Here is a 21,048-nt window from a genome sequence, read left to right as displayed (position 1 = left end):
CCCCCCCCCCCCCCCCCCCCCCCCCCCCCCCCCCCCACCCCCCCCCCCCCCCCCCCCCCCCCCCCCCCCCCCCCCCCTCCCCCCCCCCCCCCCCCCCCCCCCCCCCCCCACCGTCGTCTGCGCAGCAGGATCGGTTCCATGCTGTGGTCCGACCCGGAGAACGAGCCGCCCGAGGACATGCGCGAGGCCCAGGCCATGCTGCGCCGCATGGGCCTGCTGCTGGCTCTGGCGATGCTGGTGGCGATGCTCGCGGTGGGCCTGCACTGACGTAGGGTGCCCTACGGGTGGTACCCTACGAGCGTGAGAAAGACGACGGTATATCTCCCCGAAGAGCTCGAGATCCGCCTGGATGCCGAGTCGGCGGCGACCGGAGTCAGCAAGGCGGAGCTCATCCGCCAGGGCATCGCTCTGCTGCTCGACACCTCCAGCCGCCCCAGGCAAAGCCGCCCGCTGCCTGTGTTCGACAGTGGCCGCCCGCTCACACCCGACGAGATGGACGACGTGGTGTACGAGCACATCAAGGAGAGGGCGGCACGGCGTTGATCATCGTGGCAGATACGTCGGCCCTCTTTTCGGCCTTCGACCGGGCCCAGCCGGAGCATCGGGAAACCGCGCAGGTGATGGATCGCGAGACGCTGGCGATCTCCCCGTTGGTCATCACCGAACTCGACCGCATCGTGCACAGACACCTGGGCTTCCCGCAGGCGCTCCTGGCTATGGAGGCTCTCAACAACCGGCTCACCGACGGCCAGTACAAGCTCGCCACTCTGCATCCCACCGACCTTGTCGCGGCCCACGAGGTGCGTCAGAAGTACGAGGGACTGAAGCTGGACTTGGCCGACGCCATCGGTGTCGTCTTGGCAGACCGGTACCGGACCGACCAGATCTTCACCCTCGACCAGCGCGACTTCCGGTCCGTCAGTCCGCTCACCAAGGCTTTCAAGGCCTTCCGCATCCTGCCCGCCGACCTCTGATTCGGCTCCGCGGCCGCCCGCTGGCTACCCTTCCCGCATGACTGACACCCGCCGCCTCGTGCTCGCCTCCGCCTCGCCCGCCCGGCTCAACCTGCTGCGGCAGGCCGGGCTCGTCCCCGAGGTGATCGTCAGCGGGGTCGACGAGGACGCGCTCTCCGCGCCCACCCCCGGCGAGCTCGCCCGGGTGCTCGCCGAGGCGAAGGCCGCCGTCGTGGCCGGGCGGCCCGAGGCCGCCGGGGCGCTGGTCGTCGGCTGCGACTCGGTGCTGGAGCTGGACGGCGAGGCGCTGGGCAAGCCGGCCGACGCCGAGGAGGCCACCGCGCGCTGGAAGTCGATGCGGGGGCGGGCCGGCGTACTACAGACGGGGCACTGCGTGATCGACACGGTCACCGGCCGCCGGACGTCCGCGACCGGGTCCACCACCGTCCGTTTCGGTGAGCCGACGGACGCCGAGATCGCCGCGTACGTCGCGAGCGGCGAACCGCTTCACGTCGCGGGCGCGTTCACCCTCGACGGCCGCTCGGCGCCCTTCGTGGAGGGGATCGAGGGCGACCACGGCAACGTCATCGGGCTGTCGCTGCCGCTGCTGCGCAGGCTGCTGGGCGAACTGGGTGTGTCGATCACCGACTTGTGGGCCTGACGGCCGGGCCTTGTGGGCCTGACGGTCGGGCCGGGCCCGTCAGGCGGAGGCGGGCGCGGCCGGCGGACCCGGCGGCGGCTGCTGTCCCGGGACCAGCGGGGGCGTGTCCTGGACACCGCCACCCCCGGCCGTGTCGTGCTTCCCGTACGCCAGCAGCGACAGCACGACCAGACCCAGCACCACCATCATGAAGGCGAACGCGGGCCAGCCGACCAGACCGACCGTCAGCGTGCCCAGTACGCCGTGCGTGATCGCGCAGCTGATCAGCAGCAGCCGGCCGAACCGGCCCGGGGCCCGGTCCCGCAGGCCGGTGAGGAGCAGAACCAGCCCGCAGCCGGCCAGATAGACGCCCATGACGCCACCCAGCGCCCAGGTGGACGTGGACATGACGTCCGGGGCGAGACCGGCCATCGACATCGACTGGCTGTCGACGACTCGCCCGAGGATCCAGTTGACGAAGGCGAGGCCGATCGCCTCCCCGAAGAGGACGATCGCGGCCACGACAGCCACCGGTCTGCGTGCCACCACGCCCCACCCCTCCTACCGTTACTGCAAGTACGTTCGACATCGCGCACGCTACTCACGGGTAAACCTGAGGACAAGAGGTCTGCGCATGGCAAAGAATCATTCGGCCATTCGTAGGGACTCGACAAAGAATCGCGAGTCGTCGCAGAGCCGCCTGACAGAGACCTTGGCCACACCCGAAGGTTACTGTGCAGTTGAAGAACCCGGCGTACCGTGGTGCGACAAGGGATTTCGCGACTCGAGCGAGCCTCGAATCACACTCCGTGTGGGCAAGCTCACCATTGGGGACGGGTCGGCATGCCGTGTCGGCAGTCCCTAAACTCAGCTTGTTTCAAGGAGGGAGCCATCGTGCGCAAGGTGCTCATCGCCAACCGAGGCGAAATCGCTGTCCGCGTTGCCCGGGCCTGCCGGGACGCTGGGATCGCGAGCGTAGCCGTCTACGCCGATCCGGACCGGGACGCTCTGCACGTCCGCGCGGCCGACGAGGCGTTCGCGCTGGGCGGTGACACCCCGGCCGCCAGTTATCTGGACATGGCCAAGGTGTTGCAGGCCGCGAAGGACTCCGGGGCGGACGCCATCCATCCCGGCTACGGATTCCTCTCCGAGAACGCCGACTTCGCTCAGGCGGTTCTCGACGCGGGTCTGACCTGGATCGGCCCGCCCCCGCAAGCCATCCGCGACCTCGGCGACAAGGTGGCGGCCCGTCACATCGCCCAGCGCGCCGGCGCACCCCTGGTCGCCGGCACCCCCGACCCCGTCTCCGGGGCCGAGGAGGTCGTCGCCTTCGCCAAGGAGCACGGCCTGCCGATCGCGATCAAGGCCGCCTTCGGCGGCGGCGGCCGCGGCCTGAAGGTCGCCCGCACCCTCGAAGAAGTCCCGGAGCTGTACGACTCCGCCGTCCGCGAGGCCGTCGCCGCCTTCGGCCGCGGCGAATGCTTCGTCGAGCGCTACCTCGACAAGCCCCGCCACGTCGAAACCCAGTGCCTGGCCGACTCCCACGGCAACGTGGTCGTCGTCTCCACCCGCGACTGCTCCCTGCAGCGCCGCCACCAGAAACTCGTCGAGGAAGCCCCCGCGCCGTTCCTCTCCGACGCCCAGAACGCGCAGCTGTACGCGGCGTCCAAGGCCATCCTGAAGGAAGCCGGCTACATCGGCGCCGGCACCGTGGAGTTCCTGGTCGGCACCGACGGCACGATCTCCTTCCTGGAGGTCAACACCCGCCTCCAGGTCGAACACCCGGTCACCGAAGAGGTCACCGGCATCGACCTGGTCCGCGAAATGTTCCGCATCGCCGACGGCGAGGCCCTCGGCTACGGCGACCCCGAACTGCGCGGCCACTCCTTCGAGTTCCGCATCAACGGCGAAGACCCGGGCCGTAACTTCCTGCCCGCACCCGGCACCGTCACCCACTTCGCCCCGCCCACCGGCCCCGGCGTCCGCCTCGACGCCGGCGTCGAGTCCGGCTCGGTCATCGGACCGGCCTGGGACTCCCTGCTCGCCAAGCTGATCATCACCGGCGCCACCCGTGAGCAGGCGCTGCAGCGTGCGGCCCGTGCGCTGGCCGAGTTCAATGTGGAGGGCATGGCCACCGCCATCCCCTTCCACCGCGCGGTGGTCGCCGACCCCGCGTTCGCCCCGGTCAAGGGCCCGTTCACCGTGCACACCCGGTGGATCGAGACCGAGTTCGTCAACGACATCCCCGCCTTCACCGCGGCCGTCGACACCGACACGGACGAGGAGCCGGGCCGCGAGACGGTCGTCGTCGAGGTCGGCGGCAAACGCCTGGAAGTCTCCCTGCCCTCCTCGCTGGGCATGTCCCTGGCCCGTACCGGCCTGGCCGCCGGCGCCAAGCCCAAGCGCCGGGCGGCGAAGAAGTCCGCCTCGGCCGCCTCCGGCGACACCCTCGCCTCCCCCATGCAAGGCACCATCGTCAAGATCGCCGTCGAGGAAGGCCAGCAGGTCAACGAGGGCGACCTCGTCGTCGTCCTCGAAGCCATGAAGATGGAGCAGCCCCTCAACGCCCACCGCTCCGGCACCATCAAGGGCCTCACCGCCGAAGTCGGCGCCTCCATCACCTCCGGCGCCCCCATCTGCGAAATCAAGGACTGACGGCTCGCCGGTAAGTCGTAGGTCGTAGGTCAGGGGAAGGCCCCGCCCGTTCGGGCGGGGCCTTCCCCATGGGCGGTGGCATCCTGAGAGCAGGACAGCACTCCGGAGGGACCGCAGCGCGATGACGACCGGCATGCCGGCACGGCCGATGCGCGCCGACGCGCGCCGCAACTACACGCGGCTGCTCGACGAGGCACGCGCGGCGTTCGCCGAGTACGGCACGGACGCCTCGCTGGAGCAGGTCGCCCGCCGCGCGGGCGTGGGCATCGGCACGCTGTACCGGCACTTCCCGAACCGGCACGCGCTGATGAGCGCGGTCTTCGAGGACGCGGTGAGCGCGTTGCTGGCGCGCTCGCGCGAGCTGCTGGACGACCCGGAACCGTGCAGGGCGCTCGTGGAGTGGCTGCGCGCCATCATCACCCATGCGGGTGAGTACCGCGGCCTGGCCAAGGCGCTCATGTCCGCGTCGAACGACGACAGTTCGGCCCTGTCGTCGTGCTGCGTCCCGATGCGCGAGGCGGGCCGGCAGCTCCTCGTCCGGGCCCAGGTGTCGGGGTCCGTACGACCCGACGTGTCGATCACGGACCTGATGCAGCTCACGAACGCGATCGCGCTGGCGGTCGAGGAGAGCCCCACGGACCCGGCCCTGGCGGACCGCCTCCTCACCCTGGCCCTCAAGGGCCTGCGCCCCGAGAGCAGGTAACCGACGGACAGCTAGCGGCGGCGGAGGTCCGCGACCCTGGCTCGCTCTCGCTCGCCCGGTTCCGTCAGTGCCCCCGCCGTGCGCAGTTGCGGGGCGGGGGTGTGGCTGCGGCGCTGGACCGGGAGGGGCATGTCCCCCCGGCGGGGGCGGCCGCCCGGGGGGACGCCGTCACCGTTCACGGCCGTCCCGCCGGAGCCCGCCACCGCGATCTGCACCCCCTGGTCGGCAAGGGCCTGCAGCTCGGTGGCCGCACGTTCGTCGTGCGGCGGGGGTTCGTCCGTGACCAGCCGGGTGATGACGTCCGTCGGGACCGTCTGGAACATGGTGTCGGTGCCCAGCTTGGTGTGGTCCGCGAGGACCACGACCTCCGCCGCCGCCTGCACCAGCGCCCGGTCGACGCTCGCCGAGAGCATGTTGGACGTGGACAGTCCGCGCTCGGCGGTCAGTCCGCTCCCGGAGAGGAATGCCCGGGAGACCCGCAGCCCCTGGAGGGACTGCTCGGCTCCGCTGCCCACGAGGGCGTAGTTGGAGCCGCGCAGGGTGCCGCCGGTCATCACGACCTCGACCCGGTTGGCGTGCGCCAACGCCTGTGCCACCAGCAGGGAGTTGGTGACCACGGTCAGACCCGGTACCCGCGCGAGCCGGCGGGCCAGCTCCTGCGTGGTGGTACCCGCGCCGACGACGACGGCCTCGCCCTCTTCGACGAGGCCGGCCGCGAGATCGGCGATGGCCGTCTTCTCCGCGGTTGCGAGATGGGACTTTTGCGGAAAGCCGGACTCCCGCGTGAAACCGCCCGGCAGTACCGCACCGCCGTGCCGGCGGTCGAGGAGTCCTTCGGCCTCAAGTGCCCGCACGTCCCGCCGGACGGTCACTTCGGAGGTCTGGACGACGCGGGCGAGCTCACGGAGCGACACAGCCCCGTTGGCGCGCACCATTTCGAGGATCAATTGGCGACGTTCTGCAGCGAACACGAAACTGACAGTAACCCCAACGACCGTCTGCTTTCAGCAGTTTGCGCCGAATAAGGGAAGTTGTACGCAGACGAGGGCGGCCCGTGGTATATGCGGCTCGCGCGCGGCCTTACACCTCGCCCGCGCCCCCGCGGCCTACGCCTCGCCCGCCTTGCGCGTGTGCAACTGCCGCGCGACCTCGGCGATCGAACCCGACAGCGACGGGTACACCGTGAACGCGTTGGCGATCTGTTCCACCGTCAGGTTGTTGTCGACCGCGATCGAGATGGGGTGGATCAGTTCGCTCGCACGCGGGGAGACGACCACACCGCCCACCACGATGCCGGTGCCCGGCCGGCAGAAGAGCTTCACGAAGCCGTCCCGGATGCCCTGCATCTTCGCCCGCGGGTTGCGCAACAGCGGCAGCTTGACGACCCGGGCCTCGATCTTGCCGGCGTCGATGTCCGCCTGGGTGTAGCCGACCGTGGCGATCTCGGGGTCGGTGAAGACGTTCGACGAGACGGTCTTGAGGTTGAGCGGCGTGACCGCGTCGCCCAGGAAGTGGTACATCCCGATCCGGCCCTGCATCGCCGCTACCGACGCCAGCGCGAAGATGCCGGTGACGTCACCCGCCGCGTACACACCGGGAGCGGATGTGCGCGAGACCCTGTCGGTCCAGATGTGGCCCGAGTCCTTCAGCCGGACCCCGGCCTCCTCCAGACCCATGCCGGCCGAGTTGGGGATCGCGCCGACGGCCATCAGGCAGTGCGAACCGGAGATGACCCGGCCGTCGGAGAGCGTGACCTCGACCCGGTCGCCCACCCGCTTGGCGGACTCGGCGCGGGAGCGGGACATGACGTTCATGCCGCGGCGGCGGAAGACGTCCTCCAGGACGGCGGCGGCGTCGGGGTCCTCACCGGGCAGCACCCGGTCGCGCGACGAGACGAGGGTGACCCGGGAGCCCAGCGCCTGGTAGGCGCCCGCGAACTCGGCTCCGGTGACACCGGAGCCGACCACGATGAGCTCCTCGGGGAGCTCGGTGAGGTCGTAGACCTGGGTCCAGTTCAGGATCCGCTCGCCGTCCGGCTGCGCGTCGGGGATCTCGCGCGGGTGCCCGCCGGTCGCGATCAGTACGGCGTCGGCGGTCAGCCGCTCCTCGGTGCCGTCGGCGGCGGTGACGACGACCGTGCGCGAGCCGTCCATGGCCTGACGGCCGTCGAGCCGGCCCCGGCCGCGCATGACGCGGGCGCCGGAGCGGGTCACGGACGCGGTGATGTCGTGGGACTGGGCGAGCGCGAGACGCTTCACCCGGCGGTTGACCTTGCCCAGGTCGACGCCGACGACGCGTGCCGCCTGTTCGATGTGCGGCGTGTCGTCGGCGACGATGATCCCCAACTCCTCGTACGAAGAGTCGAAGGTCGTCATCACCTCGGCCGTCGCGATCAGAGTCTTCGACGGGACGCAGTCGGTGAGCACCGACGCCCCGCCCAGACCGTCGCAATCGACGACGGTCACCTCCGCGCCGAGCTGGGCGCCCACGAGGGCCGCCTCGTATCCGCCGGGTCCGCCACCGATGATCACGATCCGAGTCACGTGCTCCATTGTCCCGCACCTTTCAACGCGCTTCGCCCCGGGTACCCCGGCAGCGGACGGACAGGCCCGGCGGGCGTGGTCGGACGAGCGCAAATGTCACTGTCGTACCCTCGTCAGCATGTCGCTCTACGCCGCGTACGCCGGCAACCTCGACGCGCGGCTGATGACGCGCCGCGCCCCGCACTCCCCGCTGCGCGGCACCGGGTGGCTCAACGACTGGCGGCTGACCTTCGGCGGCGAGCAGATGGGGTGGGAGGGTGCGCTCGCCACCATCGTGGAGGCGCCGCGCTCGCAGGTCTTCGTGGCGCTGTACGACATCGCCCCGATGGACGAGGACTCCATGGACCGCTGGGAGGGTGTCGGTCTCGACATCTACCGCCGGATGCGGGTCCGCGTCCACACCCTGGACGGCGAGGAGGCCGCGTGGGTGTACGTGCTCAACGGGTACGAGGGCGGCCTCCCGTCCGCGCGCTACCTGGGCGAGGTCGCGGACGCGGCGGAGTCGGCGGGCGCGCCGCACGACTACGTGATGGAGCTGCGCAAGCGCCCCTGCTGACCCCGAGGGCCGACCGACCGCGCCGACGGCCGCCGCCCCCTCGCCCGGACAGGCCCTACGGCTCCAGCATGGGGTTCCACTCCGTCACACCGGTGACGTCGTGCTCCCGCAGCGCCCGCAGATACGTGTCGATCCTCGCGGCTTTCACACTGCCGTGGTGGCAGGCCAGGGTCTGCGGGCGGATGGCCTCGATCTTGTCCAGCGCACTGTCCAGATGGGCACGGGACGGGAAGATCCCGATGGACCGGTACATGTTGATCATGGCGTCCGTCTGGTCCCCGTCCGTGATCGCGCGGCCGCCCTCCGGCCCGATGAAGACGTCCGAGCAGAAGAGAGTCCCGCCGGTCGACTCGTACGGCAGCATCGACTCCCAGGTGTGCACATACGGCGTGATCAGGAAGCGCAGGCGGTGCGCGCCGAGGTCCAGCTCGCTGTCCCCGTCCACGACGAGGGGTTCGCGGTCCGCCAGGTCGGAGAGGTTGAGCGCGGCACAGATCGGGCTGCCCACCGGCACCGCGTGCGGCGCCCCGGCGAGGAACTGGTTGAGCGCCCCGCATTCGTCGCCCTCCAGATGCGGCACCACGAGATAGCGAAGCGTGGCCGGATCCACGACGCGGGCGACGGCCTCCCGCGTGTCGTCGAAAGCGCGCCGGAAGCCCGTCTCGACGAGCGTGGGCGCCTCGTCGCGGATCACGAAGAAACTGGTGCTGAAGTCCTCGTCCGGCACGGTCATCATGTTGATGCGGAAGATGTCCGGCGCGATCTCGTCGACGGTCGCCATGACTGCCTCCTCGCCTCCTTGCCAGGTGGCGCAGCTCCCTTCCACGGTACGGCCCGGGGCGTCGGGGCGTACCGGCAGCCCCGGAAGCCCCGGGAAGGACCTTCGTGGGAAACGACAAGGCAACGATCGGAAGACCGTGAGCTGCGCCATCTACGCGCGTAGGAATTCTCCGGTTACCCTCGTCGACGTGAACGCATCTGTTATTCCGGACCACATCCAGGGCGACCCCCACGCCGCCGCCGACGCCGCCGCCACGCGTCTGCGCGAGCTCACCGGCGCCGAGACCCACGACGTCGCCCTCGTGATGGGCTCGGGCTGGGCGCCGGCCTCGGACGCGCTCGGCGCCCCGGAGGCCGAGTTCCCGGTCACCGAGCTGCCCGGCTTCCCGCCCCCGGCCGTCGAGGGCCACGGCGGCAAGGTCCGGTCGTACCGGATCGGCGACAAGCGCGCGCTGCTCTTCCTGGGCCGGACGCACTACTACGAGGGCCGCGGCGTCGCCGCCGTCGCGCACGGCGTCCGCACAGCCGTGGCCGCCGGCTGCAAGACGGTCGTCCTCACCAACGGCTGCGGCGGTCTGCGCCCGGGCATGCGCCCCGGCCAGCCCGTGCTGATCAGCGACCACATCAACCTGACGGCCGCCTCACCGATCGTGGGCGCGAACTTCGTCGACCTGACCGACCTGTACTCGCCGCGGCTGCGCGCGCTGTGCAAGGAGGTCGACGCGTCGCTCGAAGAGGGCGTGTACGTGCAGTTCCCCGGCCCGCACTACGAGACCCCGGCCGAGATCAACATGGTCCGCGTGATGGGCGGCGACCTGGTCGGCATGTCCACCGTCCTGGAGGCCATCGCGGCCCGTGAGGCGGGCGCCGAGGTCCTCGGCATCTCCCTGGTCACCAACCTGGCGGCGGGCCTGTCGGGTGAGCCGCTGAACCACGAAGAGGTCCTCCAGGCCGGCCGCGACTCGGCCGCCCGGATGGGCGCGCTGCTGACGCAGGTCCTGGGCAAGCTTTAGGTCCTGAGGTCGCGTCCGGTCGGGTAAGGCCGGATCACTCAGCGGCCCGCCGCGGAGCGGCTGATGTCCCGGCGGGCACGCCGAGCCCGGCATGATCGGCCGGGCAGGCCCCGGCCGCACGGGTGAAAGGCCCTGCGCCGGGAGCGGACCCGCCGCCGGAGGCGGGCGAATCGTGACACACCCGAGAGGCGGAGAACCGTGCAGGACGACCTGATCGCGCGGGCCAGGACCTGGCTGGCCGAGGACCCGGACGAGGAGACCCGCGAGGAGCTCGCCAAGCTCATCGACGCGCAGGAGCTCACCGGGCTCGCCGAGCGGTTCGCCGGCACCCTGCAGTTCGGTACGGCCGGACTGCGCGGCGAGCTCGGCGCCGGGCCCATGCGGATGAACCGGTCCGTCGTGATCCGGGCGGCGGCCGGGCTCGCGGCGTACCTGAAGAAGCAGGGCGCGACGGACGGCCTCGTCGTCATCGGCTACGACGCACGCCACAAGTCGGCCGACTTCGCCCGCGACACCGCCGCCGTGATGACCGGGGCGGGGCTGCGCGCCGCCCTGCTGCCGCGGCCGCTGCCGACGCCCGTCCTGGCGTACGCCATAAGGCACCTGGGCGCGGTCGCCGGCGTCGAGGTCACCGCCAGCCACAACCCGCCGCGCGACAACGGCTACAAGGTCTACCTCGGCGACGGCTCGCAGATCGTGCCGCCCGCGGACGCGGAGATCGCGGCCGAGATCGCGGCGGTGGCCGCGCTGGCCGAAGTACCGCGTCCGGACAGCGGCTGGGAGGTCCTCGGGGACGAGGTCCTGGACGCCTATCTGGCGCGTACGGACGCCGTACTGACCCCGGGCTCGCCCCGCACCGCGCGCGTCGTCTACACGGCCATGCACGGCGTCGGGAAGGACGTCCTGACGGCCGCCTTCGCCCGGGCCGGCTTCCCCGCCCCGGTGCTGGTCGCCGAGCAGGCCGAGCCGGACCCGGACTTCCCCACCGTCGCGTTCCCCAACCCGGAGGAGCCGGGTGCGATGGACCTGGCCTTCGCGACCGCGCGCCGCGCCGGTCCCGACCTCGTCATCGCCAACGACCCGGACGCGGACCGCTGCGCGGTGGCCGTGCCCGACGAGACCGCCGAGGGCGGCTGGCGGATGCTGCGCGGCGACGAGGTGGGCGCGCTGCTCGCCGAGCACCTGGTGCACAAGGGCGCCTCGGGCAAGGACAGCACCTTCGCCGAGTCGATCGTGTCGTCCTCGCTGCTCGGCCGGATCGCCGAGGCGGCCGGCGTCGGGTACGAGGAGACGCTGACCGGCTTCAAGTGGATCGCCCGCGTGGAGGGGCTGCGGTACGGCTACGAGGAGGCTCTCGGCTACTGCGTCGACCCCGAGGGCGTCCGCGACAAGGACGGCATCACGGCCGCGCTGGTCGTCGCCGAGCTCGCCTCGGAGCTCAAGGAGCAGGGCCGTACGCTGACGGATCTGCTGGACGACCTGGCGATGGAGCACGGGCTGCACGCCACCGACCAGCTCTCCGTCCGCGTCCAGGACCTGTCGCTGATCGCCGACGCGATGCGCCGGCTGCGCGAGCGCCCGCCGGCCCTGCTGGCCGGGCTCCGGGTCGCCTCGGCCGAGGACCTGACGCGCGGGACGGCGACGCTGCCGCCCACGGACGGGCTGCGCTACTACCTGGACGGCGAGTTCAGCGCCCGGGTGATCGTGCGCCCGAGCGGCACCGAGCCGAAGCTGAAGTGCTACCTGGAGGTCGTGGTTCCGGTCGCCGAGGCGCGCGACCTGGGGCCGGCCCGCGTACGGGCCGCGGAGGTCCTCGCGGCGATCAAGGCGGACCTGTCGGCGGCGGCCGGCATCTGACCGCGCTGTACGCACGCCAGGCCCCCGGGACCAGACGGCCCCAGGGGCCTGCCGCGCCGCCGCCCGGACACCGGCCGCACGTTCGGGCGTGCCCCGGGGGCCTTCGCGCCCCCGCAGCGCCGCCCGGACACCGGCTGCCGGTTCGTACGGTCCCGGGGAGCCTTTCGCGCCCCCGCGGCGCCCATGCACCGGCTGCACGTTTGGCAGACCCCCGTGGCGACGGCGCCTGCTTCCCAGGCACCCACTTCCCGCTGCCGCCCTTCCCGCTGCTACCGCCGACGGCCCTGGCCGCCTCCGGTACGCGGCACGCCGACGCGGCATACGGGCGCGGCGACGGAGGGGGCGGGCGCGGCACGCTGGCGGGGCATGGCGGGCACTGCGACGGAGCGGGGCGGGCACGGCGCGCTGACGCGGCGACGGAGCAGGCGGGGCAGGGCGCGCTGGGCCGGACAACATCATCGTCTACGGCGACCTGGTGGCCTGATCGCGCACGTGAGGCAGAATCGGCACATGACGAGCCCCAGCCCGAGCCCCCAGCAGCCCGAAGAGCCGGCGGCCTACGCCGACCGCGTCTACCGCTCTCCCGGGTCCCTCGCCGGCGGCATCCTGCTGCTCGCGCTCGGAGCCTGGCTCGGCGGCGACGCGATGATCCGCGGCGAGGGCCGCGCCCCGTGGCTGGCCCTGGCCGGGCTGCTGTTCGCCGTGCCGCTCGTGGTCGCCTTCACGCTGCGACCGGCCGTGTTCGCCGGGGAGGACCGGCTCCGCGTCCGTAACCCGTTCCGGACCATCACGCTCCCGTGGGCCTCGGTCGATGCGATCCGGGCGACGTACTCCAGCGAGGTGCTCGCCGCCGGGAAGAAGTACCAGCTGTGGGCGGTGCCGGTCTCGCTGCGCGAGCGCAAGCGGGCCGCCCGGCGCCAGGTCCGGGCCGCGAGCGACGACCCGTACGGCAGGACGAGCGCGACGGCCGACGTCGCCGACTCGGCGGCGCGCAAGGCGGTGGCGGACCGGACAGTGGACGAGCTGAACGGGCTCGCCGAGCGCTGCGCGGCTCGCCCGACCGCGCAGGGCGCCCCGTCGGTGCGCTGGGCGTACGAGATCATCGCGCCGTGCGTGGCCGGGGCGGTGCTGCTGGCGGTGCTGCTCGCCACGGGCTGAGCCCGCCCGTACGCGACCGCCTGCGGCGCGCTCGACCGCCCAGGGCCGGCACCGGGTACCCGCCGACGTACGCCCACGACAGCGCGGCCGCCCCTCCGCACCATGCCCGCGTGCTGTGCCGTGGCCGCGCACCATCCCCGGGTGCTGTGCCCGCGTGCCGTGCCGGCCGGGCCGGATTCCCCACCGGGGGGTGACAGTCGCTACGTGCGTAGATATGCTCATGTGGTGACCATGCCCACCACAGTTCCCGCAATCGCTGACGTGACCGCGTCCGACAGCGCGCTGCGTCGCTTCCTCCACGGGCTGCCCGGCGTAGACGCCGTCGGCCTCGAAGCGCGCGCCGCGTCCCTCGGCACCCGCTCGATCAAGACCACGGCGAAGGCGTACGCCATCGACCTGGCCATCTCGATGATCGACCTGACCACGCTCGAAGGCGCGGACACCCCGGGCAAGGTCCGGGCGCTCTGCGCCAAGGGCGCCAATCCCGACCCGACCGACCGTACGACCCCGCGCACGGCCGCCATCTGCGTCTACCCGGACATGGTGGCCACCGCCAAGGCAGCCCTGGCCGGGACGGGCATCAAGGTGGCGTCCGTCGCCACCGCCTTCCCGGCGGGCCGCGCGGCACTGCCGGTAAAGCTCGCGGACACCCGTGACGCCGTGGCCGCCGGGGCCGACGAGATCGACATGGTCATCGACCGTGGCGCATTCCTGGCCGGCCGCTACCTGGAGACGTTCGAGCTGATCCAGGCCGTCAAGGCCGCGTGCGTCCGGGAGGACGGCACGGCGGCCCGGCTCAAGGTGATCTTCGAGACCGGCGAGCTGTCGACGTACGACAACATCCGCCGCGCCTCCTGGATCGGCATGCTGGCCGGCGCCGACTTCATCAAGACCTCGACCGGCAAGGTCGGCGTCAACGCCACCCCCGCGAACACCCTGCTGATGCTCGAAGCCGTCCGCGACTTCCGGGCGCAGACTGGAATCCAGGTGGGTGTGAAGCCGGCCGGCGGCATTCGGACCACCAAGGACGCGGTCAAGTTCCTGGTCCTGGTCAACGAGACCGCGGGCGAGGACTGGCTCAGCAACGAGTGGTTCCGGTTCGGCGCCTCCAGCCTGCTCAACGACCTGCTGATGCAGCGCCAGAAGCTGAGCACCGGCCGTTACTCCGGTCCCGACTACGTGACGGTGGACTGATCACCATGGCTCTTTTCGATTACGCACCGGCTCCGGAGTCCCGCTCCGTCGTCGACATCGCGCCCTCCTACGGGCTCTTCATCGACGGCGAGTTCACCGAGGCGGCCGACGGCAAGGTCTTCAAGACCGTCTCCCCCTCCACCGAAGAGGTCCTCTCCGAGGTCGCCCAGGCGGGCGCCGCGGACGTGGACCGGGCCGTGAAGGCGGCGCGCAAGGCGTTCGAGAAGTGGTCGGCGCTGCCCGGCTCCGAGCGCGGCAAGTACCTGTTCCGCATCGCGCGGATCATCCAGGAGCGCTCGCGTGAGCTGGCCGTCCTGGAGACCCTCGACAACGGCAAGCCGATCAAGGAGACCCGCGACGCGGACCTCCCGCTGGTCGCGGCGCACTTCTTCTACTACGCGGGCTGGGCGGACAAGCTCGACCACGCCGGCTACGGCGCGAATCCGCGCCCGCTGGGCGTGGCGGGCCAGGTCATCCCGTGGAACTTCCCGCTGCTGATGCTGGCGTGGAAGATCGCCCCGGCGCTGGCCACCGGCAACACCGTCGTACTGAAGCCGGCCGAGACGACCCCGCTCTCCGCCCTCTTCTTCGCGGACATCTGCCGGCAGGCCGGCCTGCCCAGGGGTGTCGTCAACATCCTTCCCGGTTACGGCGACACGGGCGCGGCCCTCGTCGAGCACCCGGGCGTCAACAAGGTCGCCTTCACCGGCTCGACCGCGGTCGGCAAGGCGATCGCCCGCCAGATCGCCGGTACGGACAAGAAGGTCACCCTCGAACTGGGCGGCAAGGGCGCGAACATCGTCTTCGACGACGCCCCCATCGACCAGGCCGTCGAGGGCATCGTCGGCGGCATCTTCTTCAACCAGGGCCAGGTCTGCTGCGCGGGCTCCCGCCTTCTGGTGCAGGAGTCGATCCAGGACGAGCTGCTGGATTCGCTGAAGCGCCGGCTGTCCACGCTGCGGCTGGGCGACCCGCTGGACAAGAACACCGACATCGGCGCGATCAACTCCGCCGAGCAGCTGGCCCGGATCACCGAACTCACCGCCACCGGCGAGGCGGAGGGCGCCGAGCGCTGGTCCGCGCCCTGCGAGCTGCCGTCCGCCGGCTACTGGTTCGCGCCGACGCTCTTCACCAACGTCACCCAGGCGCACACGATCGCGCGGGACGAGATCTTCGGCCCGGTGCTGTCGGTGCTGTCCTTCCGTACCCCCGACGAGGCCGTCGCCAAGGCCAACAACAGCCAGTACGGCCTGTCCGCGGGCATCTGGACGGAGAAGGGCTCCCGCATCCTCGCGGTCGCGAACAAGCTCCGGGCGGGCGTCGTCTGGGCCAACACGTTCAACAAGTTCGACCCGACCTCGCCCTTCGGCGGCTACAAGGAGTCGGGCTTCGGCCGCGAGGGCGGCCGCCACGGTCTGGAGGCCTACCTCGATGTCTGATGCGATGCGTCTGAGCGTCTTCAAGACCTACAAGCTGTACGTCGGGGGCAAGTTCCCCCGCAGCGAGAGCGGCCGGGTGTACGAGGTGACCGACTCGAAGGGCAAGTGGCTGGCCAACGCGCCGCTCTCGTCCCGCAAGGACGCGCGCGACGCGGTCGTGGCCGCCCGCAAGGCGTTCGGCGGCTGGGCGGGCGCGACCGCGTACAACCGCGGTCAGATCCTCTACCGCATCGCGGAGATGCTGGAGGGCCGCCGGGACCAGTTCGTCCGCGAAGTGGCCGAGGCGGAGGGCGTGTCCAAGGCGAAGGCGGGCGCGCTCGTCGACGCGGCGATCGACCGCTGGGTCTGGTACGCGGGCTGGACCGACAAGATCGGCCAGGTCGTGGGCGGGGCGAACCCCGTCGCGGGCCCGTACTTCAACCTCTCCACCCCCGAGCCGACCGGTGTGGTGACCGTCCTGGCCCCGCAGGAGTCGTCCTTCCTCGGGCTGGTCTCGGTGATCGCCCCGGTGATCGCCACCGGCAACACGGCAGTCGTGATCGCGTCGGAGAGGTCCCCGCTTCCCGCCCTCTCGTTGGGCGAGGTGCTGGCCACCTCCGACCTGCCGGGCGGCGTCGTCAACGTCCTCTCCGGCCGGACCGCGGAGATCGCGGGCCCGCTCGCCGCTCACCAGGACGTCAACGCGCTCGACCTCACGGGTGCGGACGACGTACTGGCGAAGGAGCTGGAGATCGCGGCCGCGGACAACCTGAAGCGCGTGCTGCGTCCACAGCCTGTGGACTGGTCGGCCGACCCGGGCACGCACCGCCTGACGGCCTTCCTGGAGACGAAGACGGTCTGGCACCCGACGGGCTCGCTGGGCGCGTCCGGATCGGCGTACTGACCGGCGCACCGGGACCATGACGAAGCCTCCGCCGCGTCGCGCGGCGGAGGCTTCGCCCTGTCAGGACTCCATGCCCGGACTCAGAGCGGCAGCATCCCGGAGACAGGACCCGCCAGGGGCAGGTCCTCCAGCGCGGCGCCGGACGCGAGCGGTCCGGTGGCCATCTCCGTACTGATCGGCTTGAAGTCCGCCACCTGCGGGGCCACCGAGTTGTCGAGCGGGTCGACCCCGGTCTTGGCCAGCGGGTTGATCTGGAGGCTCTTGAGCTGCCCGACGCCGGTCACCGAGTTGGTGACCACGCCGGTCAGGGCCTCGCCCTGACCTTCGCCGAGCGAGTCGAGGCCCGCCGTCGGCGCGGGCGCCGCCGGTGCCGCCGGTGCCGCGTGGGCGGCATCCCCCGCACCGAGGGCCGCGGCCACCGCCGCGGCGGTCAGGCCTGCGCGCAGCAGGGCGGGCCGCCGGGACCGGGGAGATGAGTGACGTGCCATGGGATTCCTGCCTGATGGGTAATCATGGGCACACGCAGCGTAGTTGAGGCGGGGTGCTTCCTACCAACGCCCGCCCGAGGGATCCCCTTCACGGGTCAATGCTTCACACTGGTGTCCCGTGAGCTCTTCCCCCATACCCGCCCGCGTGGTGCTTCTCGCGGGACCCTCCGGATCCGGAAAGTCGTCGCTGGCAGCTCACTCGGGCCTGCCCGTGCTGCGCCTGGACGACTTCTACAAGGAGGGTGACGACCCCACCCTTCCGCAGGTCGCGGGCAGCCCGGACATCGACTGGGACTCCCCGCTGTCCTGGGACGCGGACGCCGCCGTCGCGGCGGTCGAGGAACTGTGCCGTACGGGACGTACGACCGTGCCCGTTTACGACATCGCCACCAGCGCGCGGGCCGGCCGGGAGGCGCTCGACATCGCGCGCACGCCCCTGTTCATCGCGGAGGGGATTTTCGCCGCGGACATCGTGGCCCGCTGCCAGGAGCTGGGCTTGCTCGCGGACGCGATCTGTCTGCGCGGGCGCCCGTCCACCACGTTCCGCCGTCGGCTGGCGCGCGATCTGCGCGAGGGCCGCAAGTCGGTGCCGTTCCTGCTGCGCCGCGGCTGGCGGCTGATGCGCGCGGAGCGCGGGATCGTCCAGCGGCACGCGTCGCTCGGCGCGCATCCGTGCGGCAGGGAAGAGGCACTGGGCCGCCTCGCGGCCGCGGCAGCGGCGGGCGCCAGGGCGGGCACGCCGGCGTAACGCGGCGCGGGCGATCACGGCGTGGGGCTCGCGGCGGTCGGCCGGCCGCTTCGGTCTGTGCGTACAGGCGTACATGCGAGAGCGGGATCGGGCGGTCCCCCCGGCCGCCTGACCCCGTCCTCTTTCCCCGGTACCCCCCGGTACCCCCGTACCCCCCGTTGCTTCCTGCCCCTCCCCCGAGAGGCAGGACCCCCGTCCCCTCAGGCCACCAGCTCGCCGAAGGACTCCTCCTCGTCACGGCCGAAGCTGAGGACGTCGTCCTCGCGCAGCCGGCGGAGCGACCGCCAGATGCTCGACTTCACCGTGCCGACACTGATGTCCAGGATCTCCGCGATCTCCGGGTCCGTGCGGCCCTCGTAGTAGCGGAGAACCAGCATCGTGCGCTGCTGTTCCGGAAGCCGGGCGAGCGCCTGCCAGAGCACGGCGCGCAGCTCGGTGCCGCGCATCGCGTCGGTGTCGCCCGCCGTCTCCGGCAGTTCCTCGGTCGGGTACTCGTTGAGCTTGCGCCGGCGCCACGCGCTGATGTGCAGGTTCGTCATCGTGCGGCGCAGGTAGCCGCCGACCGCGGTCTTGTCGCTGATCCGGTCCCATGCCCGGTACGTCGAGAAGAGCGCGCTCTGCAGCAGGTCCTCCGCCTCGAACCGGTCGCCCGTCAGGTGGTAGGCGGTCGCGTACAGGGAGGCACGGCGTTCCTGTACGAAAGCGGTGAACTCCGCTTCGGACAGCGACGGCCGCTCCCCCTCGGCCTCCCGGTACGCGTCCCCGCCGGCCCCGTTCACCGCGGCCCCCGCCGCGGGCTCCACAGGTGCGTCAATGGCGACCATGTAGGCCTGCCGCTGACGCCCGATGCCGCGAGCGCACCCCCGCCCGTTCGCGACACCGGACTTCTCGGCGCTCCGTGCGACGTCGTGGAGCCGCGTGACAACTGCGCTGGTGGTGGTGCTGTGCAGTGTGTTCATCTCGCGCCCCCCGTCGTGGAGTCTGCTTCGGTCCGTGTGCCAGAAAGCTTGCCCGGGCAGTTTCATCACGGTGTCCGCCGACTGTCACAGGCGCGTCACAGGGGGTCCGGGGGGCCGGCAGGAGAGACGGGGCGTCCGGTGGGGATCCGGCACCGCGTACGCGGCACCCGGCGGGGACCGAAGGCTGCGGGAGGTCGAACTCCCCGGCCTCATGGGACAGAATGACCTCCGTGCCCTTCCTGTTGCTGATCGAGGACGACGACGCCATCCGCACGGCCCTCGAACTCTCCCTGTCTCGCCAGGGCCACCGTGTGGCCACCGCGGCGACGGGCGAGGATGGCCTGCAGCTGCTGCGCGAGCAGCGGCCGGACCTGATCGTGCTGGACGTGATGCTGCCCGGCATCGACGGTTTCGAGGTGTGCCGGCGCATCAGGCGTACCGACCAGCTGCCGATCATCCTGCTGACCGCGCGCAACGACGACATCGACGTGGTCGTCGGACTGGAGTCCGGCGCGGACGACTACGTGGTCAAGCCGGTCCAGGGGCGGGTCCTCGACGCCCGTATCCGTGCCGTGCTCAGGCGCGGTGAGCGCGAGGCGAGCGACTCGGCGAGCTTCGGTTCGCTGGTGATCGACCGCTCGGCGATGACCGTCACCAAGAACGGCGAGGACCTGCAGCTCACGCCGACCGAGCTGCGGCTGCTGCTGGAACTCAGCCGCCGGCCCGGACAGGCGCTGTCCCGGCAGCAGTTGCTGCGACTGGTGTGGGAGCACGACTACCTGGGCGACTCGCGTCTGGTCGACGCGTGCGTCCAGCGGCTGCGGGCGAAGGTCGAGGACGTCCCGTCGTCCCCGACGCTGATCCGTACGGTGCGCGGGGTGGGCTACCGGCTGGACTCGCCTCAGTGAAGAAGAAGGCCGTGCATGCCGGTCTGCGCTGGACCAGCCTGCGGCTCCGGCTCGTCGTCGTCTTCGCTCTGGTGGCGCTCACCGCCGCGGTCTCCGCGTCCGGGATCGCGTACTGGCTCAACCGCGAAGCGGTACTGACCCGTACGCAGGACGCCGCGCTGGGCGACTTCAAGCAGGAGATGCAGAACCGCGCCGCCGCGCTGCCGAAGGATCCGACGGCGGAGGAACTGAAACGGACCGCCGAGCTGATGGCGAACAGCAGCCCCGGCTACAGCGTGCTGCTGGTGGACGAGCAGTCCGGCGGGCGGACCGAGATCGGCTCCTCCGACCTGGATTCGTTCACGCTCGAGAACGTGCCGAAGTCCCTCCAGGAGGCGGTGAACGACCGGCAGGAGGTCACCGCGGCCAACGATGTCGAGTACCACGTGTACTGGCAGCGGACGAAGCCTAAGGGCAACCCCTACCTGGTGGGCGGCACCCGGATCGTCGGTGGCGGACCGACCGGTTACATGCTCAAGTCCCTGGCCCAGGAGCGTGACGACCTCAACTCACTCGCCTGGTCCCTCGGGATCGCCACCGCCCTCGCGCTGCTGGCGTCGGCGCTGCTCGCTCAGGCCGCGGCCACGACCGTACTGAAGCCGGTGCAGCGCCTCGGGGACGCGGCCCGGCGGCTCGGTGAGGGGCAGCTCGACACCCGGCTGCGCGTGTCCGGGACGGATGAACTGGCCGATCTCTCCCGCACGTTCAACCGCACCGCGGAAGCGCTGGAGAAGAAGGTCGCGGACATGAGCGCGCGGGAGGAGTCGAGCCGCCGCTTCGTCGCCGACATGTCGCACGAGCTGCGCACGCCGCTCACGGCGCTCACCGCCGTGACGGAGGTGCTGGAGGAGGAGGTCGAGGGCCTCGACCCGATGATCGCCCCCGCGGTGACTCTGGTGGTGAGCGAGACCCGCCGGCTGAACGACCTGGTGGAGAACCTGATGGAGGTGACCCGCTTCGACGCGGGTACGGCCCGGCTGGTCCTCGACGATGTCGACGTCGTCGACCAGGTGACGGCCTGCATCGACGCGCGGGCGTGGCTGGACGCGGTCGACCTGGACGCGGCGCGCGGGATCGTGGCGCGGCTCGATCCGCGCCGGCTCGACGTGATACTGGCGAACCTGATCGGCAACGCGCTCAAGCACGGCGGCTCGCCGGTCCGGGTGTCCGTACGGACGGTGGAGGCGGAGCTGTTCATCGAGGTACGCGACCACGGTCCGGGTATCCCGGAGGACGTCCTGCCGCACGTCTTCGACCGCTTCTACAAGGCGAGCGCGTCCCGGCCGCGGTCCGAGGGCAGCGGGCTCGGCCTGTCGATCGCCATGGAGAACGCGCACATCCACGGGGGCGACATCACGGCGGCGAACTCGCCGGAGGGCGGTGCGGTGTTCGTCCTGCGGCTGCCCATGGACGCGTCGGGTCTGGCCGGGGAAGGCGGGGTGCGATGAGGACGCGGCTAGGGCCTCTCGTTTGGATCAGGCCGGATCAGGGAGCGGGGTCTGGTGCCGTGCATCGCAAGGCGGAGGAAGGAG

General features: G+C 71.6%; 22 protein-coding genes. 16 read left to right on the top strand and 6 right to left on the bottom strand.

All coding sequences use genetic code 11. From position 1 onward, the window contains the following. The first annotated feature begins 138 nt into the window (after window positions 1-138). Genes mmpB through ACWV17_RS32835 form a run of 4 tightly spaced genes read left to right on the top strand, consistent with a single transcriptional unit; the run spans window position 139 to window position 1,614 of the window. Window positions 139-267 carry a morphogenic membrane protein MmpB gene (gene mmpB / locus ACWV17_RS32850; RefSeq protein ID WP_455352835.1) on the top strand — a complete coding sequence of 43 codons (129 nt, stop codon included), beginning with the start codon at window positions 139-141 and terminating at the stop codon, window positions 265-267. Window positions 268-300: 33 nt separating this feature from the next. Further along, entirely contained in the window at window positions 301-543 is a 243-nt protein-coding gene (locus ACWV17_RS32845) for a ribbon-helix-helix domain-containing protein (RefSeq protein ID WP_455362527.1), read from the top strand. Beyond that, window positions 540-974 (top strand): PIN domain-containing protein, encoded by a 435-nt coding sequence (locus tag ACWV17_RS32840; RefSeq protein ID WP_455352837.1) that lies wholly within the window; start codon window positions 540-542, stop codon window positions 972-974. Before ACWV17_RS32845 ends, ACWV17_RS32840 begins: the two co-directional genes overlap by 4 nt. A 37-nt stretch (window positions 975-1,011) precedes the next feature. Further along, complete coding sequence (locus ACWV17_RS32835; protein WP_455352838.1) at window positions 1,012-1,614, top strand: Maf family protein; 603 nt, start codon at window positions 1,012-1,014, stop codon at window positions 1,612-1,614. 39 nt (window positions 1,615-1,653) lie between these two features. Here ACWV17_RS32835 and ACWV17_RS32830 read toward each other — a convergent pair whose 3' ends face one another. Further along, entirely contained in the window at window positions 1,654-2,139 is a 486-nt protein-coding gene (locus ACWV17_RS32830; protein WP_455362529.1) for a hypothetical protein, read from the bottom strand. A gap of 348 nt (window positions 2,140-2,487) precedes the next feature. On the opposite strand from ACWV17_RS32830, the gene ACWV17_RS32825 reads away from it, so the two are divergent. Together ACWV17_RS32825 and ACWV17_RS32820 are read left to right on the top strand one after the other, a co-directional pair. Beyond that, on the top strand, window positions 2,488-4,248 hold the full coding sequence (locus ACWV17_RS32825; protein ID WP_455362526.1) for an acetyl/propionyl/methylcrotonyl-CoA carboxylase subunit alpha: 1,761 nt from the start codon (window positions 2,488-2,490) through the stop codon (window positions 4,246-4,248). Window positions 4,249-4,369: 121 nt separating this feature from the next. Beyond that, a complete protein-coding gene (locus ACWV17_RS32820) occupies window positions 4,370-4,951 on the top strand; it encodes a TetR/AcrR family transcriptional regulator (RefSeq protein ID WP_455362525.1) in 582 nt (193 codons plus the stop codon). An 11-nt stretch (window positions 4,952-4,962) separates the two neighbouring features. Here the strand turns inward: ACWV17_RS32820 and ACWV17_RS32815 are convergent, their stop codons facing one another. Together ACWV17_RS32815 and ACWV17_RS32810 are read right to left on the bottom strand one after the other, a co-directional pair. Continuing rightward, window positions 4,963-5,922 carry a DeoR/GlpR family DNA-binding transcription regulator gene (locus ACWV17_RS32815; RefSeq protein ID WP_455362524.1) on the bottom strand — a complete coding sequence of 320 codons (960 nt, stop codon included), beginning with the start codon at window positions 5,920-5,922 and terminating at the stop codon, window positions 4,963-4,965. Between the two features lie 135 nt (window positions 5,923-6,057). After that, on the bottom strand, window positions 6,058-7,494 hold the full coding sequence (locus ACWV17_RS32810; RefSeq protein ID WP_455362528.1) for an NAD(P)H-quinone dehydrogenase: 1,437 nt from the start codon (window positions 7,492-7,494) through the stop codon (window positions 6,058-6,060). A 118-nt stretch (window positions 7,495-7,612) separates the two neighbouring features. Between ACWV17_RS32810 and ACWV17_RS32805 the strand changes: the two genes are divergently transcribed. Then, the gene (locus tag ACWV17_RS32805) at window positions 7,613-8,050 is read left to right on the top strand and encodes a gamma-glutamylcyclotransferase (protein WP_366073288.1); all 438 of its coding nucleotides are present in this window, start codon (window positions 7,613-7,615) and stop codon (window positions 8,048-8,050) included. Window positions 8,051-8,105: 55 nt separating this feature from the next. Here ACWV17_RS32805 and ACWV17_RS32800 read toward each other — a convergent pair whose 3' ends face one another. Then, window positions 8,106-8,831, bottom strand: a complete 726-nt coding sequence (locus tag ACWV17_RS32800) for an MBL fold metallo-hydrolase (protein ID WP_455362523.1) — start codon at window positions 8,829-8,831, stop codon at window positions 8,106-8,108. Between the two features lie 187 nt (window positions 8,832-9,018). Between ACWV17_RS32800 and ACWV17_RS32795 the strand changes: the two genes are divergently transcribed. From ACWV17_RS32795 to ACWV17_RS32770, 6 genes are all read left to right on the top strand, one after another. Continuing rightward, entirely contained in the window at window positions 9,019-9,843 is an 825-nt protein-coding gene (locus tag ACWV17_RS32795) for a purine-nucleoside phosphorylase (protein ID WP_455362522.1), read from the top strand. Window positions 9,844-10,041: 198 nt separating this feature from the next. Next, complete coding sequence (locus tag ACWV17_RS32790; RefSeq protein WP_455362521.1) at window positions 10,042-11,700, top strand: phospho-sugar mutase; 1,659 nt, start codon at window positions 10,042-10,044, stop codon at window positions 11,698-11,700. A 510-nt stretch (window positions 11,701-12,210) separates the two neighbouring features. Continuing rightward, the gene (locus ACWV17_RS32785) at window positions 12,211-12,858 is read left to right on the top strand and encodes a PH domain-containing protein (RefSeq protein WP_455362520.1); all 648 of its coding nucleotides are present in this window, start codon (window positions 12,211-12,213) and stop codon (window positions 12,856-12,858) included. Between the two features lie 231 nt (window positions 12,859-13,089). Beyond that, window positions 13,090-14,052, top strand: coding sequence for a deoxyribose-phosphate aldolase (deoC, locus tag ACWV17_RS32780; protein ID WP_455352848.1), 963 nt, complete (start codon window positions 13,090-13,092; stop codon window positions 14,050-14,052). 5 nt (window positions 14,053-14,057) lie between these two features. Further along, a complete protein-coding gene (locus ACWV17_RS32775) occupies window positions 14,058-15,491 on the top strand; it encodes an aldehyde dehydrogenase family protein (protein WP_455362519.1) in 1,434 nt (477 codons plus the stop codon). Next, the gene (locus ACWV17_RS32770) at window positions 15,484-16,374 is read left to right on the top strand and encodes an aldehyde dehydrogenase family protein (RefSeq protein WP_455352850.1); all 891 of its coding nucleotides are present in this window, start codon (window positions 15,484-15,486) and stop codon (window positions 16,372-16,374) included. Before ACWV17_RS32775 ends, ACWV17_RS32770 begins: the two co-directional genes overlap by 8 nt. 80 nt (window positions 16,375-16,454) lie before the next feature. On the opposite strand, the gene ACWV17_RS32765 is transcribed toward ACWV17_RS32770, so the two are convergent. Beyond that, the gene (locus tag ACWV17_RS32765; protein WP_455362518.1) at window positions 16,455-16,862 is read right to left on the bottom strand and encodes a hypothetical protein; all 408 of its coding nucleotides are present in this window, start codon (window positions 16,860-16,862) and stop codon (window positions 16,455-16,457) included. Between the two features lie 118 nt (window positions 16,863-16,980). Here ACWV17_RS32765 and ACWV17_RS32760 point away from each other — a divergent pair, with 118 nt between their 5' ends. Then, window positions 16,981-17,610 (top strand): hypothetical protein, encoded by a 630-nt coding sequence (locus ACWV17_RS32760; RefSeq protein WP_455352852.1) that lies wholly within the window; start codon window positions 16,981-16,983, stop codon window positions 17,608-17,610. Window positions 17,611-17,810: 200 nt separating this feature from the next. On the opposite strand, the gene ACWV17_RS32755 is transcribed toward ACWV17_RS32760, so the two are convergent. Beyond that, the gene (locus ACWV17_RS32755; RefSeq protein ID WP_455362517.1) at window positions 17,811-18,569 is read right to left on the bottom strand and encodes a SigE family RNA polymerase sigma factor; all 759 of its coding nucleotides are present in this window, start codon (window positions 18,567-18,569) and stop codon (window positions 17,811-17,813) included. Between the two features lie 230 nt (window positions 18,570-18,799). Here ACWV17_RS32755 and afsQ1 point away from each other — a divergent pair, with 230 nt between their 5' ends. Together afsQ1 and ACWV17_RS32745 are read left to right on the top strand one after the other, a co-directional pair. Further along, complete coding sequence (afsQ1, locus tag ACWV17_RS32750; RefSeq protein WP_455352854.1) at window positions 18,800-19,477, top strand: two-component system response regulator AfsQ1; 678 nt, start codon at window positions 18,800-18,802, stop codon at window positions 19,475-19,477. Then, window positions 19,474-20,964 (top strand): ATP-binding protein, encoded by a 1,491-nt coding sequence (locus ACWV17_RS32745; RefSeq protein ID WP_455352855.1) that lies wholly within the window; start codon window positions 19,474-19,476, stop codon window positions 20,962-20,964. The genes afsQ1 and ACWV17_RS32745 overlap by 4 nt, the downstream gene beginning before the upstream one ends. The last annotated feature ends 84 nt before the right edge of the window (window positions 20,965-21,048 follow it).

This window comes from Streptomyces mabaensis (assembly GCF_053763515.1).
The sequence above is the reverse complement of the archived record's forward strand: the minus strand, read 5'-3'. Positions and strand labels throughout refer to the sequence as shown.

What these genes read in the sequence shown, in the direction of transcription:
- mmpB (WP_455352835.1), top strand. Translation starts at nt 139, where the DNA reads ATGCTGTGGTCCGACCCGGAGAACGAGCCGCCCGAGGACATGCGCGAG.
- ACWV17_RS32835 (WP_455352838.1), top strand. Translation starts at nt 1,012, where the DNA reads ATGACTGACACCCGCCGCCTCGTGCTCGCCTCCGCCTCGCCCGCCCGG.
- ACWV17_RS32820 (WP_455362525.1), top strand. Translation starts at nt 4,370, where the DNA reads ATGACGACCGGCATGCCGGCACGGCCGATGCGCGCCGACGCGCGCCGC.
- ACWV17_RS32805 (WP_366073288.1), top strand. Translation starts at nt 7,613, where the DNA reads ATGTCGCTCTACGCCGCGTACGCCGGCAACCTCGACGCGCGGCTGATG.
- ACWV17_RS32800 (WP_455362523.1), bottom strand. Translation starts at nt 8,831, where the DNA reads ATGGCGACCGTCGACGAGATCGCGCCGGACATCTTCCGCATCAACATG.
- ACWV17_RS32785 (WP_455362520.1), top strand. Translation starts at nt 12,211, where the DNA reads ATGACGAGCCCCAGCCCGAGCCCCCAGCAGCCCGAAGAGCCGGCGGCC.
- deoC (WP_455352848.1), top strand. Translation starts at nt 13,090, where the DNA reads ATGCCCACCACAGTTCCCGCAATCGCTGACGTGACCGCGTCCGACAGC.
- ACWV17_RS32775 (WP_455362519.1), top strand. Translation starts at nt 14,058, where the DNA reads ATGGCTCTTTTCGATTACGCACCGGCTCCGGAGTCCCGCTCCGTCGTC.
- ACWV17_RS32770 (WP_455352850.1), top strand. Translation starts at nt 15,484, where the DNA reads ATGTCTGATGCGATGCGTCTGAGCGTCTTCAAGACCTACAAGCTGTAC.
- ACWV17_RS32765 (WP_455362518.1), bottom strand. Translation starts at nt 16,862, where the DNA reads ATGGCACGTCACTCATCTCCCCGGTCCCGGCGGCCCGCCCTGCTGCGC.
- ACWV17_RS32755 (WP_455362517.1), bottom strand. Translation starts at nt 18,569, where the DNA reads ATGAACACACTGCACAGCACCACCACCAGCGCAGTTGTCACGCGGCTC.